Source organism: Streptosporangium sp. H16, from assembly GCF_051918855.1.
In the GTDB taxonomy this organism is placed as follows: domain Bacteria; phylum Actinomycetota; class Actinomycetes; order Streptosporangiales; family Streptosporangiaceae; genus Streptosporangium.
This window is the reverse complement of record NZ_JBPXMD010000012.1, coordinates 202,727-219,636: the sequence shown is the minus strand read 5'-3', so window position 1 is coordinate 219,636 and position 16,910 is coordinate 202,727. Positions and strand designations below refer to the sequence as shown.

The following is a 16,910-nucleotide window of genomic DNA, read 5'->3' as shown; positions in this document are numbered from 1 at the left end:
CAACACAGAAAGGCCCCCACCACCGTGGTCTCCTTCTCCGGGAGCACGGTCGTCGCCGGGATCGGCGCGACCGAGTTCTCCAAGCAGTCGGGCAGGTCCGAGCTCCAGCTGGCGGCCGAGGCGGTGTTCGCGGCGCTCGACGACGCGGGTCTCGCGCCCTCGGACGTGGACGGCCTCGTCACCTACACCCAGGACGCCAACCAGGAGATCGCCGTGGCCCGCGAGGTGGGCATCGGCGACCTGTCGTTCTTCTCCCGCGTCCACTACGGCGGCGGCGCCGCGTGCGGGACCGTGCTGCACGCGGCGATGGCCGTCGCCACCGGGGTCGCCGAGACCGTGGTCTGCTACCGGGCGTTCAACGAGCGCTCGGGGAACAGGTTCGGCCAGCCCGACGCCCGCATCGGCGGCGAGCCCTCGTCCCAGGGCCTGGAGATGAGCTGGCACGTGCCGTACGGGCTGATGACCCCCGCCGCCTGGGTTGCCATGTTCGCCCGGCGTTACATGCACGCGTACGGGGCCACCTCCGAGGACTTCGGCCGGGTGGCGGTGGCGATGCGCAGGCACGCCTCCACCAACCCGGCCGCGTGGTTCCACGGTCGCCCGATCACCCTGGAGGAGCACCAGGCGTCCAAGTGGATCGTGGAGCCGCTGCACCTGCTCGACTGCTGCCAGGAGAGCGACGGCGCGGTGGCGCTGGTGGTCACCTCCGCCGAGCGGGCCAGGAACCTGCGCAGGTCACCCGCCGTGATCACCGCCGCCGCCCAGGGATCGGGCGCCGACCAGATGATGATGACCAGCTACTACCGCGACGACATGACCGGCCTGCCGGAGATGGGGGTGGTCGGCCGCCAGCTCTGGAAGCAGTCGGGGCTCGGACCCTCGGACGTGCAGACGGCCATCCTGTACGACCACTTCACCCCGTTCGTCCTCACCCAGCTGGAGGAGCTGGGCTTCTGCGGGCGCGGCGAGGCCCGCGACTACGTGGCCGGGGGCGGCATCGAGATCGACGGCCGTCTCCCGGTCAACCCGCACGGCGGCCAGCTGGGGGAGGCCTACATCCACGGGATGAACGGCATCGCCGAGGCCGTCAGGCAGATCAGGGGCACCTCGGCCAACCAGGTGGCCGGGGTGCGGAACGTGCTGGTCACCGCCGGCACGGGTGTGCCGACCAGCGGGCTGGTCCTGTCGTCGGAGTGACGCGGTGCCTCGCGGGTCCGCGCCCCGCGGGACGGTCCGGGGCCGCGCGGCCGGTGCGAAGGCGTCCAGGTGGGGTCGCCCGTGTGAGCCGCCGCCTCATGGGTTCGCGCGTCCCGCGGGGACGGTCCGCGGGGCCGCGCGCCCGGGGTGGAGGCCGGGCGCGCGGCGGCCGTCGGATGACCGGCTGTCCGGCCGGCCGTCCGACGGCTCAGCAGCTCAGGTTGCCGCCGGGGGTGGTGCCGAGGATCTGCACGAAGCGCTGGTAGGCGTTGATCCGGCTCTGCACCTGCGCGGGGTTCCTGCCGTTGCACTCCAGGCTGCCGTTGATGCTGCGGATCGTCTCGCCGAAGCCACGGCTGTTGACCATCGCGTTGTGCGGCGTCATGGTGCCAGGGCCGTTCTGGGTGTTCCAGTACCACAGGGCGGTCTTCCAGGCCACCGCCGCGTCGTTCTGGACCAGGTACGGGTTGCCGAGCAGGTTGAGGCCGAGCGCGTCGCCCGCCGCCTTGTAGTTGAAGTTCCAGCTCAGCTGGATCGGACCGCGCCCGTAGTAGGCCGCCTGGCCCGCGGGGCAGCCGTACGGCTGGCTCGTGTCGCAGTAGTGCGGGTAGTTCGCGGTGTTCTGCTCCACGACGTGGACCAGGCCGCCGGTCTCGTGGTTGACGTTGGCGAGGAAGGCGGCCGCCTCCTGCCTCCTGACGGTGTCACTGCCGGTCTTCGCGAAGCCCGGGTAGGCGCTCAGCGCCGCGGTCAGGCCGCTGTAGGTGTAGAACGAGTTCCGGCTCGGGAACATCTGGTTGAACTGGGCCTCGCTCACGACGAAGCCCGAGGTGGGCGGGTTCGTGGGGGGAGGCGTCGTGCCGCCGCAGGTGTACGGCTCCCAGTACCAGGTGCTGATCACCGGGTCGTAGCCGGGGTTCTCGTTCTTGGCGCGGTAGAACCGGCCGTTGGTGTACTTGACGATGCTCCCGGCGGGGTACCAGGTGCCCGCCGCCCAGTTCGGGTGGCTGCAGTTGCCCGGGGGAGGCGTCGTGCCGCCGCCGCACGCGCCCTGGTCCGCCCACACGTCGGCGGTGCCGGGGGCCTCGTTCTGGGTCCACCACTTCGCCGACCAGTTACGGCCGTTGTGGGAGGCGGTCATGCCGTTGGTGTAGACCGCCGAGGAGTTCCACGGGGTCACGCAGGCCGCCGCGGCGGCGGAGGACGCTGAGGACGCTGAGGCCATCGGCAGGGCTACCGCGAGCACGCCCGTGACCGCCAGGGCGGCGAGGGCGGCCATGATGCGCTGTCTCAACACTTGATCACTCCTTCGTGCGGTGGGGGCCGCAGAGGTTCGGGATTCTGTGCGACCGGGGCGCGAGTGGCTCGCGCGAGAGGCTTGCAAACCCAGTCAGGACGAGTAAGGACGGCAAGCTCCGCATTACCGGTTACGTTGCGGGTGCCGGACGGTGTGAGACACCCGGGTGGCCGGACCTGCGGGTGACGACGATCGTGTGATTGAAGTTCGCGCAGCTCTTGGTGGGTTCGAACGGTTTCCCAGGGGCCACAAAGGCTCCCGCCTTAACTTTCTCTTAAGAAAGTTTCCTAAGAGTTGCCGTGATACTAGCCTTGACAGATCGTTGTCACAACCCCGATCGCCGGCGATTTCCGTCGTCGCGAGCGGGTGCGTTTCACGCCCGATATGACCTGCGCCCGGTTAGTTCACAATGGCGGTATAAGTCCGGTTAGACGGTGAATGTAACTTTCGCTGGCGTTTCGGATGTCATCATGTGCGTCATGTTGGAATCCCTCGGACTCGATCCCGTGGAGGAGCGCGTCTACCGGTTCCTGGTCGCCACCGCGGAGGCGGAGGTCGCCGACCTCGTGGGGAACCTGGGCATCGACGCCGAGACGGCCGAGACGGTGCTGGTGTCCATGCGGGTCAGAGGGCTGGTCAGGACGGTCGGTCCAGGCAGGCGGCGGTTCACGGCCGTGGCGCCGGACATCGTGCTGGGTTCACAGCTCCTCCGTCACCAGCAGGCGCTCGACTGGGCGCGGCGCGAGGTGGACCGGCTCTCGGAGGAGTACCGGGACGGTGCCCGCCGCCGCGACGCCGGCCGGCTGGTCGAGGTCCTGCCGAACCGTGTCGTGCTCCGGGAGTACCTCGACCACCTGCAGGAGGACGCCCGCCACGAGGTCCTCTGCCTTCGGCAGGGCCGCGCGGTCGTGCCGCCCGCGGAGGAGAACCTCGCCGAGCCGGACGCGCTGCGCCGCGGGGTCGGGTATCGGGTGATCTACGAGGGGCCCCTGCTGGAGGAGCAGGGCATGCCTGCCAACGTGGCGTACGCGGTCAAACTGGGCGAGCAGGCCAGGGTCGCGCCCTGCCTGCCGGTGTGGCTGACGGTCGTCGACCGGGAGGTCGCCGTGATCCCGGTGGCGCGGGAGGAGGGAACCTCGGAACCGACGGCGGCGCTGGTCCGTGGCGACCAGCTGCTGGAGGCGCTGATCGCCCTCTTCGAGGGCTGCTGGGAGCGGGCGACGCCGTTGCGGATCGCCGAGGACGGTGCCATCGCCGAGGGGACGACGCCCTGCCCGCTCGGTTCCGACGACCTCTCCCTGGTCTCGTTGCTGGTCGCGGGCGTACCGGACAAGTCGATCGCCACCCGGCTGGGCGTCAGTCAGCGGACCGTGCAGCGGCGCGTCTCGAACATCATGGAACTCACCGGCGCCCAGACCCGCATGCAGCTGGCCTGGCGCGCCGCCACCGAACGCTGGCTCTGAGCACCCGTCCACACCGGCGCGGCCGGGCGGGAGTGCGGAAAGGCCCTGGGGATTCCGGGAGGGCCTACGGGGTGGACATCATCGGTACCGCGAAGAAGACGATCATGGCGATCGTCACCGCGATGACGAAGCCGATCACCTCCCAGGCCCAGTCGTGATGGGTCGCGTTCTTCATCGCCTTGTGGCTGCGTGGTGCCCGGTCTCCTCCGCGCTTGCGGGACGTCCGGCCGGAGGAGGAGAGCCCCGTACCGGTCTCCCCGGGCGCCGGGTGCGGCGCGGACGGCGCGGACAGCGCGGAGGCCAGGGGCGTCGGGGCTGCCGAGGGTGCCGGGGGTGCCGAGGGTGCCGAGGGTATGGCCGCGAACCCGTTTCCCGGCATGGTCGCCGCGTCGTCCAGCGGCGCGTCGTACGGCGTCAGGGTGTGGTTCGGCGGGGCGGTCCGGTCGGGGGCGTCGCCGGGCTGGTCCTCGCGCATGACCCAGCGGGGCAGGCGCAACTGGGCGCGACCGGCGGGGGTGCGGAGGTGGTCGGTCCGTGGGGACCAGACGGGAAGGGCGGTCGGGGCCTCCCGAGTCTGGGCGCGGGAGGGAGCGGGCGGGGCCTCACCGGTCTGGACGCCGGAGGGAGCGGCATCGGCGAACCAGTCGACGGAGGGGGGCCGGACGGGGCCGGCGGCCCGGTGGGCCGAGGTGGGGAACGGGGGCTCGGCGCGCTCCACCGGCGACACCTCGGGGGACGCGGGGGCGTCCGTCCGCGCGGTCCAGACGGGGAGCGAGAGCCGGGGGCGGTCGCCGACGGGAGACGCGTGCCGCCCCGCTTCCCCGAAGGGGGCGGGCGAGGGAGCGGGCCGGTGGCGCTCACGGTCGGCGAGGGCGTCGAGCTGGTCGGTCTGCAGGGGCCAGCCGGGAAGGGGACGCGCGTCGTCCAGCACATCGCCGAGGCCGTCGTCCAGCACGTCGCCGGGATGCCCGGGGGTCCCGCCGAGGGCCCCGGGGGTGCCGAGGGGCGGGACGACGGTGAGCGGGGTGCGGGGGGTCTCGGCGGCGGGAACAGGGCTCTGCGGCGTCTCCGCGGACGGCGTCCCGGTGCGGTCGGCGGCCGGGATCCCGACGTGGTCGGCGAGCGGCGTCTCGATGTGGTCCGCGGCCGGCGTCTCGGTGCGGGGGGCGGGCGGGGCCTCGGTGCGGGGGGCGGCGGCGACGAGCCTGTCGGTGCGGACGCGGGCCGCCCGTGCCTCCGGGGTGAGCGGGCGGAAGAAGTCCTCCCGCCCGGGGGCGTCGTCCAGCACGTCCCCGGGGATCGGGGCCGGCAGCGGTGCCGCCCGGCGCGGCCGGGGGCGCTGGAGGCGGCGGCGTGGCCGCAGGGCCTCGGTGTCCAGGGCGGTGAGCACCGAGTCGCCGAGCCTGGGCATCGGCTCCGTGGTCGCCTCGTGGGTGGAGACGGCGTCGGGATCCCTCGGTGCGAAGGGATCGGGGAAGCGGTCCTCCGCCATGTGGTCCGGCAGGTCCGGCATGGGGAAGGCCGAGGCGCCGATCGGCGGACCGGTCGGGACGCCGGTCTCCGCGAGCGGCAGTGGCCACGCGGGCGTCGTCGGCCACAGCTGCCTGACCAGGGGGGACATCGACCGTCTGGCGACCGGAACGGCGGGTGGTGCATGGGGCCCGAGCACGGCGGCGCGAAGTCCCGCCGGGGGAGTGGCCCAGGGGGCGAGGTTGAGCACGTCGCGGACCGGGGCGACGGCGAGGGCGCCGAACACCTCCGTCATGTTCTCCGGGACCTTGACCGAGGCCAGGGCGTAGCCCAGCGACTGGGCGAAGCGGCGGCAGGCGCTCACCGTCAGCTCGTCGGCGGTGTCGACGGCCACGTCGAGCACCCAGGACAGCTCGGAGGCGTCCATCTCGCACACGCCCGACAGGTACAGCACCTCACGCTGGTGCGTGCGCAGGTCGCCCAGGACGCGCTCGACGAGGGCCGCGGCCGGGTCGAGACCGATGGCGGGGGGCGAGTAGACGATGTCGCGCAGGAAGATCTCGCGGCGGGCGAGCGCGTACAGCGCGGCACGCGGCGGTTCGGCGTCCGAGACGCCAGAGAGGACGGCCACCAGGACGTCGGAGGCCGAGTCCGCGTTGCCCAGCTGGTCGTGGGAGTAGGCGAACAGCCCTGCTGCGTGGCGGTCATAGAGCTCGGCGATGAGTTCGACGCGCGAGCGTTGACCGAGGAGCGGTTGGGTCACTGGACCGGTTCCTCTGGTGGTTCGGCGAGCGTGGTGGAGAGTCGGGGTGGCTGTGAGGCCTGTGACGTACGGTGCCAGAGGGATCGACTCCAGCGATGTGGGTAATCATGTCAAGTCATGGGCACCTCTCGCACTACTCAATGCCCTTTTGTTGAGAAATACACTTGTGGATCTGCTTCGGAGCCGGTTCGGGAAAGCCGGGAAGACAGATCGGAGAAGGGGGGCATAGGCTGACCCGTGCGGGATCATGGGGACGGTTGGGGCAGGGGGGCCGTAACCCTGCGAAAACAAGAGGTTGCGCATGATCACATTCAACGGTGTCACCAAGCGCTACGCCGACGGGACCGTCGCCGTGGACAATCTAAGCCTCGAAGTGCCAACCGGGGAGATAACCGTCTTCGTCGGCCCCTCGGGATGCGGTAAGACGACGTCCCTCCGCATGATCAACAGAATGATCGACGCCTCGGAGGGCCAGATCCTCCTGGACGGCGTCGACGTCAAGACCATCGACCCGCCGACACTACGCAGGGGCATCGGCTACGTCATCCAGCAGGCGGGGCTCTTCCCGCACCGCAAGATCGTCGACAACGTGGCGACGGTGCCCCTGCTGCTCGGCTGGGACAGGAAGAAGGCGCGCGACCGGGCGATGGAGCTGCTCGAACGGGTCGGGCTCGACCCCAAGATGGCCGGCCGCTATCCCTTCCAGCTCTCCGGCGGGCAGCAGCAGCGCGTCGGCGTGGCCCGCGCGCTCGCCGCGGACCCGCCCGTGCTGCTGATGGACGAGCCGTTCAGCGCGGTCGACCCGATCGTCCGTACGAGCCTGCAGGAGGAACTCCTGCGGCTCCAGGCCGAGCTGAACAAGACCATCGTGTTCGTCACCCACGACATCGACGAGGCCGTCAAGCTCGGCGACCGGGTGGCCGTGCTCCGCGTCGGGGGCCACCTGGCCCAGCTCGACGACCCCGCGACGCTGCTGGCCCGGCCCGCCGACGACTTCGTCCGCGAGTTCCTGGGCCGTGACCGGGGCATCAGGCGGCTGTCGTTCGTCTCGGACGAGGGGGTGCGGCTCCGTGCCGACCTGCTCGCGCCCGCCTCCACCGACGCCGTCGCGGCGCGCGCCACCGGAGAGCCGTGGCTGGCCGTGACGGACGAGGACGGCCGGCCGCTGGGCTGGGCCGCCGTCAAGGACCTGCCCGAGCCGGGCACCCTCGCCGACGCGGAGCTCGCGCCGTACGGGACCTTCGTCAGCGGGCGCGACTCGCTGCGCGCGGCGCTGGACGCGACGCTGCTGTCCCCCTCGGGCCACGCCGTCGCGGTGGACGGGTCGGGCAGGGCCGTGGGCGTCGCCACCCGCGAGTCGCTGGACGAGGCGCTGACCAGGGTCGCGGGAGACGTCGGTGGCCCGACGGGAGGTGTCGGCGGCCCCGCCGGGGGCAGCGGCGGTCCCTCGGGAGGCGCCGGCGCGGCCACGGGAGGTGTCGATGGATGAGGAACCGCTGGTCCGCTGGGACTGGATCGGGCGCAACTGGCCCACGATCCAGGGCCTGCTCGAGGACCACATCGTGATGGCGCTGGTGCCGATCCTGGTCGGGCTGATCATCGCGCTCCCGCTCGGGCTGGCCGGGGTGCGGTGGCGCTGGCTCTACCAGCCGACCGTCGGCGTCATGAACGTGATCTACTCGCTGCCCTCGCTGGCCGTCTTCATCGTGCTCATCCCGATCACCGGTCTCGCCACGCGGACGACCGTGATGGTCCCGCTCACCTTCTACGCCATGGCGGTGCTGATCCCTGCGGTCGTCGACGGGCTGAGTTCGGTCCCCGACCACGTGCGGCAGTCCGCGGTGGCGATGGGCTTCACGCCGCTGCGCAGGCTGCTCCAGGTCGAGCTGCCGATCGCGGTGCCGGTCGTGCTGGCCGGGCTCAGGGTGGCCACGGTTGCCAGCGTCAGCCTGGTCAGCGTCGGCGCGCTGGTCGGCAGGGGCGGGCTCGGCTACCTGTTCATCGACGGCTGGCAGCGGCAGTTCTACACCCCGATCGTCGTCGGCATCGTGCTGGTCGTGGTGCTCGCGGGGGTCGCCGACCTGTTGCTGATCCTGGCGCAACGCCTGCTCACCCCATGGTCGCGGGCAAGGGGGTCCGCGTGAACCGGCTGATCGGGTCCCTGACCGTTCGCACGGACCGGCGGAGCGGGTTCAGAGCCGTTCGTACGGACCGGCGGAGCGGGTTTCTGGCCGTTCGCGTGGCCTGGCTGAGCGGGGCACGGGCAGAGGAGGCCGTGTGAACTGGCTGATCGACTTCTTCGGAGACCCGGCCAACTGGTCGGGACCCGACGGGATTCCCAACCGGCTGCTCGAACACCTGGAGTTCGCCGGGCTCTCGCTGCTGCTCGCCATGCTGATCGCGCTCCCGCTGGGGCTGCTGATCGGTCACACCGGCAGGGGCGCGATGCTCGTCATCCTCACCGCCAACGCGGCCCGCGCCCTGCCGACGCTCGGCCTGCTGGTCCTCATCGTCCTGTTCATGGGCGTCGGCACCATCCTGCCGGTGCTCATCCCGCTGGTGGCGCTGGCCGTGCCGCCCATCCTGGTCAACACCTACGAGGGCATCCGCGGGGTCGACCCCGACCTGCGCGACGCCGCGTACGGCATGGGACTGAAGGGCGGGCAGGTCCTCGGCCGGGTGCTGGTGCCGGTCGCGCTGCCGCTTATCCTGTTGGGCCTGCGCCTGGCCGCGATCCAGGTGGTGGCGACCGCGACCGTGGCCGCCTACGTGGGCCTGGGCGGCCTCGGCCGCTTCATCATCGACGGTCTCGCGACCAAGAACTTCCCGAGCACGATCGGCGGGGCGGTCCTCGTAGCACTGCTGGCGCTGCTCGTCCAGCTCGGGTTCACCCTGGTACAGCGCGTAACGGTCTCCCCGGGGGTGAGCGAGCGCCAGGCCATCAGATAGTTTTCCTACCCCCCGTTCTGGAAGGGAACAGCACCATGAAGCGCCTGATCAGCACCGCGGCGATCCTCCTGTCCGCGGCGCTCACACTTACCGCGTGCGGCGGAGGAGATCCGCTCACCAGCGCCTCCGCCTCCCCGGCTCCGGCCGGGTCCGGCTCCGCGCCGGCGGCCGGGGGGAAGGTCGTCATCGGGTCGGCCAACTTCCCGGAGAACGTCCTGCTCGGCGAGATCTACTCCCAGGCCCTGGCGGCCAAGGGCGTCCAGGTCGAGGAGAAGTTCAACATCGGCAGCCGCGAGGTCCTGTACGACCAGATCAAGAGCGGTGGCCTGACCATCCTGCCGGAGTACATCGGCTCCCTGCTCGCCTTCGTCGACAACACGACCACGGCGAAGTCGAAGGACGACGTCGTCGCCGGTCTCAAGGAGAAGCTCCCCGCCGAGCTGGAGGTCCTCACCCCCGCCGCGGCCGAGGACAACAACTCGCTGACCGTCACCAAGGAGACCGCCACCAAGGACGGTCTCACCACGATCGAGGACCTGGTCAAGGTCGCCAAGAACTACTCGGTGGGCGGCCCGCCGGAGTTCCAGACCCGCCAGGAGAAGAACTTCAAGGACACCTACGGCCTGGAGTTCAAGGAGTGGAAGAAGACCGGCGACGCCACCGCCGACGCCATCAAGGACGGCACCGTCCAGGTCGGCAACGTCTTCACCACCGACCCGAAGATCATCGTCAATGACCTGGTCTCTCTCCAGGACAACAAGAGCGCCTTCGCCGCGGAGAACATCGCGCCCCTGGTCAACAAGGCCGGCGTGAACGACACCGTGAAGACCACCCTCGACGCGGTCTCCGCCAAGCTCGACACCGCCGGCCTGGTCGCGCTGATGAAGCGCGTCGCGGTCGACAAGGACGACGCCGAGATGGTCGCCAAGGACTGGCTGACCCAGAACGGCCTGCTCTAACGGTTCGTCCAGCCGATCATGTACGAGGCCTGGCGGTCTCGTACATGATCGGCTGATGGTCCTGGGAACGCGAGGCGGAGGAGAAGGACCGATGACGAACTTTCCCAAGTGGAGCGACATCCGTGCGGACATCGTCGCGGACTCCGGCGGGGAGAAGGCCGTGGACGAAGCGCGGCGCCGCAACCAGGCTTACATCGACGGCCACAGGCTGGCGGAACGACGCAAGGCGCAGAACCTGTCCCAGACGGACGTGGCCGAATACATGGGCGTGACCAAGAGCCGGGTTTCGCAGATCGAGCGCGGCGAAGTGTCCACCGTTGAAGTCATCGCTCGATATGTTCAGGCGCTCGGCGGACAGCTCCAGATCTCGGCGGTCTTCGGTGACGACCTCTATATTCTGCGCGGCACCGACACTCACGCCGCGTGACCCACTCGCCGCCGCTCCACCTCGCTCAGCCGACCGGCCTTACCTGTCGAAGTCCGGCCAGTAGTGCGCTGAGCGGCCGGCGGCCGACACGATCGCCGCGCCGTCGAGTTCGACGATGGTCAGTTCGATGCCGCCCAGCGGCCACTCCACGGCGAACTCGAAGGTCTCGGCCGGGGGCAGCGGCCACAGCCACAGCCCGAAATCGCTGAAACCGAACTCGCCGCCGCGCATGCCGCTGCCGACCGGCGACCACGCCAGCGTGGGCCCGGCCGGTGGCTCGCCGAAGGGGCTCATCCTGTTCCGCAGTTGCTCGACGGTGGTGGCCTTCGCGCCGTCGGCGAAACGCACGCCCAGCCGCAGCAGCGAGTCGGGCGGCTGAGCCCCGCCGCGCGGTCCAGCCGCCTGGGCGAACGGGGAGCCGCCCATGTGCAGGTACCACCAGTCCTGGGCAGACAGGTCACCCTGCCGGGACACGACCTCCACCTCCAGCATGCAGCCGGTGCTGAAGACCCGGATCGTCGGCAGCAGCACCACGACGTTCGGACTGCGGGCCACCACCCGCTCGACCGCGAGCACGGCCCCGGTCTCCACGGAGGGGGGAGCGGACCAGGGAGGGAGCTCGGGCCGGCCGAAGGAGGGTTCCTGCTCCGTTGGTACGGGATCGAAGAACATCACTTCACGCTACCGAACATCCTTTTTCGCTGGCAGGTCGTTCTGGTACGAAAGGTCGATCGCGTCCTGTCCGGCGCTGTTCTTCCCCTCGCGCTCGCCCGGCGACTCAGCGCCGCGCTGTCGATCCGAGTTCGAACCAGATCAGGGTTCCGGCGGAGTCGCGGTGAAATCCCCAGCGGGTGGCGAGATCGTTGACGAGCATGAGTCCTCGGCCACCTGTGGCGGCCAACCCAGGCTTCCTCGTACAGGGGATCTCCGAGGCGCCGGGATCCTGGACGGTGATCAGTACGCCGTGGGGGAGGAAGGCCGGCGTGACGACGAACTCCCGTGGCCGGTCGCCCGGTTCCGCGTCGCGTGGTCCGGTATCGACTTGCCGGGCATCGAGCGGTCCGCCGGCGTGCTCGACGGCGTTGGTGGCGAGTTCGCTGGTAAGGAGTACGGCGTCGTCGTGAAGCGGGTGGTCGTCGCCGAGGAGTTCGGCGACGAAGACGCGCGCGGGCCTGACCTGGTCGGGGGCGGCCGGGAACCGCTGGGAGATGAGGGCGTGTGGTCCGGGGGCGCAGACCAGCCGGGGACTCGCCTCGGGTGCGGTGGCCGCACGGCGCCGTCGGCCGTCGCGCGGAAGCGGTCAGCGAGTACGCCGACGAGCACGGCCAGAAGTCGCGCTGCCATCTCGGTCACCTCCCGAGCTCTCGGTCGTGTCGCTCTCGCCGCTTGATGTACCCCGAGTTCGGTGGAGTCGGCTTGGTTGACTCTCATGCCGACTGGACGTTCGGATAGAGCATCTCGTACTCGATAGGGGTGAGCATCCCTAGAGCACTGTGTCGTCGTTGCCGGTTGTGGAAGATCTCCAGGTATTCGAAGATCGCGTCGCACAAACCGCCTGAGGATGAAAAAGATTTATTCGTCGCGCTCCAGAAGCGAGTCCAGGGCGCCATGAGATGACAGGGCCTTTTACCGAACTGACCATGCACTGTCCAGCAAATTCGTATGCCATGAAGCTTCTTTAGGGTTGTTTGTCTGGTTAAGGTGGCCGCACCGAAGCGTGTCGTGCGGGAGGCAGCGTGCCGATCTTGTTAGCTCGCCTGCTGGCCCGGATCACGATGCTGGGGACGTGGTGGACGCCGGTTCTCGTCCTCAGCATCGTGTTCCTGACGAGTTGGCCCCTGATGACGCTCGCGGAACCCGCCGACAGTGCGATCGTCCAGCCCGCCAACTACTGGTGGTACTTCGTGGTCACCGCCGCGACCGTCGGTTATGGCGACCTGTACCCGGAGTCGGCGGCGGGCCACGTCGTCGGCGCGTACGTCATCGTCGGCGGCATCGCGACGTTGACGACGGTGTTCGCCAGGCTGTCGACCGCATTGGAGAAGGCGAAGGGACGAAGAATGCAGGGTGCCATTACGGTGGAGATGTCGGGTCACATCGTGCTGCTCGGCTACACGCCGGGACGGACCGAGCAGATGGTGGATGAGCTGATCGCCGATGGTTCGAGCCGCATCGTGCTCTGCGCCTGGGACGACGTGCCGACCCACCCGATGCCCGACCGCGACGTCACGTTCGTACGCGGAGATCTGACCGACGACGGCGTGCTGCGCCGGGCCGGCGTGCAGCGGGCGCACAGCATGCTGGTCGATGCCCGCGACGACAACGAGGCGCTCGCGGTCGCGGTCACCGCCGACCACGTCGTCGAAGGAGCCCATCTCGTCGTCGCGCTGCGCGATCTCGGCAGGGTCCGGCACCTCCGCTATGTCAACGAGGCCGTACGCTGCGTCCAGTGGCACAGCCCTCACATGATCACCGAGGAGCTGAAGGATCCCGGCATCACCGAGATCTACACGCAGTTGATGACCCACGGCGGCGCCGACACCTATTCGGTGCGGTTGCCGAAGTCCCTGGGGTCGGTGCTGGTCGACCACTGCCAGACCTCCCTCGGCCGGCACCACGGCGCCACGATGCTCGCCGCGCGCGCCGGTGACACGCTGCTGGTCAATCCCGGCTGGCAGACCCGGCTGCCGACGGGGGCCGTCCTGTACTACGTCGCCTCCCGCCGCCTCACCCCCGACGAGATCGTGAACACACTGCGCGGGGCGGCCTGACCGAGGGGTCGTGAACGCGCCGCGCGAGACCGGCGATCGTGAACGTGCCGCGCGGGGTGGCCTGACCGGGAGGATGCGGACGAGCGTCACTCTCCGATGGACCGGTGACACGACCCGTCGAATCCTGGGGCTCGCTCAGCGAACCGGTACCGCGTCCGTTGAGTGGAGTTCGAACCAGATGACGGTTCCGCTGGAGTCGCGGTGGAAGCCCCAGCGGGTGGCGAGGTCGTTGACGAGCACGAGCCCTCGGCCGCCGGTGGCGTCCAATCCCGGCCTCCTCGTACAGGGGATCTCCGAGGCGCCGGGGTCCTGAACGGTGATCAGTACACCCTGGGGGAGGAAGGCCAGCGTGACGACGAACTCCCGTGGCCGGTCGTCCGGTCCCGCGTCGCCCGGTCCCCTGTCGCGCGGTCCGGTGTCGACGGGCCGGGCATCGAACGGTCCGCTGGAGTGCTCGACGGCGTTGGTGGCGAGTTCGCTGGTGAGGAGTACGGCGTCGTCGTGGAGCGGGTGGTCGTCGCCGAGGAGTTCGGTGACGAAGACGCGTGCGGGTCTGACCTGGTCGGGGGTGGCCGCGAACCGCTGGGAGATGACGGGCGTGTGGCCCGGTGGCGCCGACCGGCCAGGGACTCGCTCCGGGCGCGGTGACCGCACGGCGCCGTCGGCTGTCGCGCGGAAGCGGTCAGCGAGTACGCCGACGAGCACGGCCAGAAGCCGCGCTGCCATCTCGGTCACCTCCCGTGCTCTCGGTCGTGTCGCTCTCGCCGCTCGGGACCGGGTCATCTGTCTTGGGGCGGTAGTTCTCGATGTTCTGTATCTGTGCGGCGAGTTCGGCGGGGGTGTCTGCCTCGATCAGGCCGATGCGCTCTCGGCACCACGCGGGGGAGAGTGCCCAGTAGCGGTCGGTGGCCTTGCCGTACCAGAGGTGCCAGCCGGTGAACTGGGGCGTCGGCGCGTGCGGCGCCTGGGAGTCGGCGCCGGTCTCCTCGGCGGATTCGTGCCGAGAGGTGGTGTCGACGGAGGTCATGCCATCACCGTCCTGGGGTAGGCCTCGCGCCTGCCAGTCCCGGGCCGTCCACCCGGCGGCGATTCTCGTTCGTACGGTGGGGTGGCTGTCGTCGAGACCGAATGCGAGCGGTGTCCGCGGCTGGGGGGAGCGCCCGTGAGAGGACGGCTCGGCGGGCAGGCGGCGACGGTAGGTGCGGGCAGCCGACCGCAGAGCCCGAGGCGGCGCCGGACCGTCATGCGGGTGTGGACCTGGGCGGGGGTGGGCTGTTCCCACAGGTGACCGGGGCGGTGCGGCAGGCTGTCCGCGTCGTGGGCGTAGGGGGGATGACCACACCAGCGGCAGCCCAGAGGCGAAGGCGGTCGCTCGGCGTGCCGGCGAACCCAGACGATCTTGATGGCTCTACTACTGTTAAGCACAGTTCGCACCTCCAGTGTGCGGGCGAGGCTCGGCCAGGCGACATCACTCGCCTGGCCGAGCCGTTTTTGCGGGGTTCCAGGGCTTGGTTTCCTGGATGTCCGCGGTCCTCAGCCAAGGCCGCTTCTCCTGTGCAGGTGAGGGCCGCCTGCATGAAGGCCGCTCCGGTCGCGGACAGAGTGTTCGGCGGGCAGGGGTGTTTCTTGTCACCCCCACGCCTGTCGCCGCTCACGAAAGGTGATGCTAGGAACGCGGAGAGGCACAGACATCAGTGCCGCTGATACTTTGGTGCGGAAGGAGGTCAAGCAGGTCGCGCCGGGTTACCTTGAGCTCATGGCCTACTCGGACCCGGCGGCGGAGAGTGTGGGAACTCGTGTGCGGCGCGCTCGTAAGCGGGCGGGAATCACGCAGAACGAACTGGCGCGGCGCGTCGGCCGCGCCCAGTCCTGGGTGTCGGCGACCGAGAACGACAGCCTTCCCCTGGACTCCATAGCGCTGGTCAACGTCCTCGCCCGTGCCCTGCGCATGCACCCCAACGAGCTCACCGCGCGCCCTTACCGGGGTGACAACCCAAGCCAGGATCGCGGACACTCAGCCATCCCGGAGATCCGCCGCCAGCTGGAACGCTACGATCTCGCCCCCGAATGGGCCGGAGCGGTACGGCCGTTCCCCGAGCTTCGGGCCGCGACCGAGCGCCTGATGTGGCTACGGCGAGAGACGCGCTATGCCGAGTTGGCCGACGAGACTCCGGCACTGATCGCCGAACTACAGGCGGCGACCCATCTCTCTCCGGGCTCTGATCAGAGTGAGGCTTTTGACCTGCTCTCGATCGCCTACCGGGCCGCCGACACCGTTGCCTACAACCTTGGCTACGCCGACCTCTCTGTAATCGCCACCAACCGAATTCGCTGGGCGGGGGAACGTGCGGGGGACGTCTACCACGAGACCCTGTTCGCCTATCTGCGGAGCCGGAACCTGTGGGCCAGCACCTCGTGGAACGACGCGCTCGCCGTGCTCGACACGGCATGTACGAACATCGAGGACGAGTACACCGCAGGTCATCCGGAGGCGCTGGCGCTCTGGGGTGGGCTCCAGCTGAGGGCTGCGATCACGGCCGCCCGCAAGAACGACGCCGATGAGGCGTGGTCACGCCACGGGCTCGCCGCCGAGGCGGTCACCCGGCTTGGTTCACGCCAGCGCACCAACTACTACGAGCTGTCCGCCAACCAGCCCAACATCGACATCCACGGCGTCGCCATCGCCGTCGAACTCGGTGACGGACCACAGGCCGTACGACGAGCGCAGGCGATGCACCTTCCCAAGGACCTACAGGCCAGCCGCGCCGGTTACCACCATCTCGACCACGCCCGAGGACTGCTGTGGTGCGGCAAGCGCGACGACGCCCTGGCCGCACTTGAACGCGCCGAGAAGATCGCCCCCATGCTCATCCGCAACCATCCCATGGCCCAGCAGGCCATCCGGACCCTCCTGGACCTGGAGCGCTACAGCTACCGCGAACGCATCCGCCGCCTCGGCACACGCATGCACATTCTTTGAGATGTTCGATCTGGCTGATCAATTACAGCACAAGGATAGGAGCATGGACCAAACCAGCCCTGCGCTCACCTATCTTACGCCAAATACCTGCAAGGGTAAGACGTGAGATCTCGGTATTTTTCTCTAACTAACTCTTCCTCGCTGCTTTTTTCGCTTTCCACGTGGATGCGCCTCTGTGAAGTAGGTGAGCCTGCCTCCGTCTCGATCAATTAATTCAAGAATGTCTCTAGAAAGATCATGGTGGCCTGAGCATAGCTCTCGATAAATTATCCATATCCCCTCTCGGGCGTTTTGGCGACAGATGGGTCCGAGGTCCGGGTTTCCTCTCTCTATCTCTTCCGTGTCGGACTCGCCTGAGACCAACTGTAAAAGTAATTCAAGAATAAATTTGCGAGCTATTTGCGGAATTTCCCCCACAAGGGCTGCGAGCAGGACAGGAACCACATGTTGTGACGCCTCAAAAAGCTGTCCTTGAACTACGACATGGTTCTCAAGCTCCCAGTATGCGGCCCAGGCGTCATCCTCGGTTTCGCTTGAGATGAGAGCTAGAAGGCTCTCTGGTACGCGAGTGGCCTTGCCTCCCATCACTCTAAGCGACTTCCAATCGTGACGCCCCAATTCTATTCTTGCCATA

Annotated in this window: 17 protein-coding genes; 9 read left to right on the top strand and 8 right to left on the bottom strand. The window is 69.2% G+C overall.

Annotated elements, in window-relative coordinates; all coding sequences use genetic code 11:
- Window positions 1-24: 24 nt before the first annotated feature.
- Window positions 25-1,197 carry a lipid-transfer protein gene (locus ACTOQ2_RS21915; protein ID WP_440101757.1) on the top strand — a complete coding sequence of 391 codons (1,173 nt, stop codon included), beginning with the start codon at window positions 25-27 and terminating at the stop codon, window positions 1,195-1,197.
- A gap of 208 nt (window positions 1,198-1,405) precedes the next feature.
- Here the strand turns inward: ACTOQ2_RS21915 and ACTOQ2_RS21910 are convergent, their stop codons facing one another.
- On the bottom strand, window positions 1,406-2,491 hold the full coding sequence (locus tag ACTOQ2_RS21910) for a glycoside hydrolase family 19 protein (protein WP_440101813.1): 1,086 nt from the start codon (window positions 2,489-2,491) through the stop codon (window positions 1,406-1,408).
- Between the two features lie 482 nt (window positions 2,492-2,973).
- Between ACTOQ2_RS21910 and ACTOQ2_RS21905 the strand changes: the two genes are divergently transcribed.
- Window positions 2,974-3,957, top strand: coding sequence for a helix-turn-helix domain-containing protein (locus ACTOQ2_RS21905; protein ID WP_440101756.1), 984 nt, complete (start codon window positions 2,974-2,976; stop codon window positions 3,955-3,957).
- A 64-nt stretch (window positions 3,958-4,021) separates the two neighbouring features.
- On the opposite strand, the gene ACTOQ2_RS21900 is transcribed toward ACTOQ2_RS21905, so the two are convergent.
- Window positions 4,022-6,190, bottom strand: coding sequence for a hypothetical protein (locus ACTOQ2_RS21900; RefSeq protein ID WP_440101754.1), 2,169 nt, complete (start codon window positions 6,188-6,190; stop codon window positions 4,022-4,024).
- Window positions 6,191-6,491: 301 nt separating this feature from the next.
- Here ACTOQ2_RS21900 and ACTOQ2_RS21895 point away from each other — a divergent pair, with 301 nt between their 5' ends.
- The 5 genes from ACTOQ2_RS21895 (at window position 6,492) to ACTOQ2_RS21875 (ending at window position 10,525) form a co-directional block, all read left to right on the top strand.
- Window positions 6,492-7,679, top strand: a complete 1,188-nt coding sequence (locus tag ACTOQ2_RS21895; RefSeq protein WP_440101753.1) for an ABC transporter ATP-binding protein — start codon at window positions 6,492-6,494, stop codon at window positions 7,677-7,679.
- Window positions 7,672-8,334, top strand: coding sequence for an ABC transporter permease (locus ACTOQ2_RS21890; protein WP_440069268.1), 663 nt, complete (start codon window positions 7,672-7,674; stop codon window positions 8,332-8,334). The genes ACTOQ2_RS21895 and ACTOQ2_RS21890 overlap by 8 nt, the downstream gene beginning before the upstream one ends.
- Before the next feature lie 133 nt (window positions 8,335-8,467).
- Window positions 8,468-9,139: an ABC transporter permease gene (locus tag ACTOQ2_RS21885; RefSeq protein WP_440101752.1), complete on the top strand. Its 672-nt coding sequence runs from the start codon at window positions 8,468-8,470 to the stop codon at window positions 9,137-9,139.
- Window positions 9,140-9,174: 35 nt separating this feature from the next.
- A complete protein-coding gene (locus ACTOQ2_RS21880; RefSeq protein ID WP_440101750.1) occupies window positions 9,175-10,098 on the top strand; it encodes a glycine betaine ABC transporter substrate-binding protein in 924 nt (307 codons plus the stop codon).
- Window positions 10,099-10,189: 91 nt separating this feature from the next.
- Window positions 10,190-10,525 carry a helix-turn-helix domain-containing protein gene (locus ACTOQ2_RS21875; protein ID WP_440101748.1) on the top strand — a complete coding sequence of 112 codons (336 nt, stop codon included), beginning with the start codon at window positions 10,190-10,192 and terminating at the stop codon, window positions 10,523-10,525.
- Window positions 10,526-10,564: 39 nt separating this feature from the next.
- Here the strand turns inward: ACTOQ2_RS21875 and ACTOQ2_RS21870 are convergent, their stop codons facing one another.
- The 3 genes from ACTOQ2_RS21870 to ACTOQ2_RS21860 all read right to left on the bottom strand — a co-directional run bounded on the left by ACTOQ2_RS21870 (window position 10,565) and on the right by ACTOQ2_RS21860 (window position 12,135).
- The gene (locus tag ACTOQ2_RS21870) at window positions 10,565-11,197 is read right to left on the bottom strand and encodes a hypothetical protein (protein ID WP_440101746.1); all 633 of its coding nucleotides are present in this window, start codon (window positions 11,195-11,197) and stop codon (window positions 10,565-10,567) included.
- Between the two features lie 106 nt (window positions 11,198-11,303).
- Window positions 11,304-11,735, bottom strand: a complete 432-nt coding sequence (locus ACTOQ2_RS21865; RefSeq protein WP_440101811.1) for an ATP-binding protein — start codon at window positions 11,733-11,735, stop codon at window positions 11,304-11,306.
- Between the two features lie 217 nt (window positions 11,736-11,952).
- Window positions 11,953-12,135, bottom strand: coding sequence for an IS3 family transposase (locus ACTOQ2_RS21860; RefSeq protein ID WP_440101745.1), 183 nt, complete (start codon window positions 12,133-12,135; stop codon window positions 11,953-11,955).
- Between the two features lie 126 nt (window positions 12,136-12,261).
- Here ACTOQ2_RS21860 and ACTOQ2_RS21855 point away from each other — a divergent pair, with 126 nt between their 5' ends.
- The gene (locus ACTOQ2_RS21855; RefSeq protein ID WP_440101743.1) at window positions 12,262-13,296 is read left to right on the top strand and encodes an ion channel; all 1,035 of its coding nucleotides are present in this window, start codon (window positions 12,262-12,264) and stop codon (window positions 13,294-13,296) included.
- A gap of 135 nt (window positions 13,297-13,431) precedes the next feature.
- Here the strand turns inward: ACTOQ2_RS21855 and ACTOQ2_RS21850 are convergent, their stop codons facing one another.
- Window positions 13,432-14,022 (bottom strand): ATP-binding protein, encoded by a 591-nt coding sequence (locus ACTOQ2_RS21850; RefSeq protein WP_440101741.1) that lies wholly within the window; start codon window positions 14,020-14,022, stop codon window positions 13,432-13,434.
- Window positions 13,979-14,323 (bottom strand): hypothetical protein, encoded by a 345-nt coding sequence (locus ACTOQ2_RS21845; protein WP_440101739.1) that lies wholly within the window; start codon window positions 14,321-14,323, stop codon window positions 13,979-13,981. The genes ACTOQ2_RS21850 and ACTOQ2_RS21845 overlap by 44 nt, the downstream gene beginning before the upstream one ends.
- A gap of 684 nt (window positions 14,324-15,007) precedes the next feature.
- On the opposite strand from ACTOQ2_RS21845, the gene ACTOQ2_RS21840 reads away from it, so the two are divergent.
- Complete coding sequence (locus ACTOQ2_RS21840) at window positions 15,008-16,276, top strand: helix-turn-helix domain-containing protein (RefSeq protein ID WP_440101738.1); 1,269 nt, start codon at window positions 15,008-15,010, stop codon at window positions 16,274-16,276.
- Between the two features lie 123 nt (window positions 16,277-16,399).
- On the opposite strand, the gene ACTOQ2_RS21835 is transcribed toward ACTOQ2_RS21840, so the two are convergent.
- Complete coding sequence (locus ACTOQ2_RS21835) at window positions 16,400-16,909, bottom strand: hypothetical protein (RefSeq protein WP_440101737.1); 510 nt, start codon at window positions 16,907-16,909, stop codon at window positions 16,400-16,402.
- Window position 16,910 lies beyond the last annotated feature (1 nt).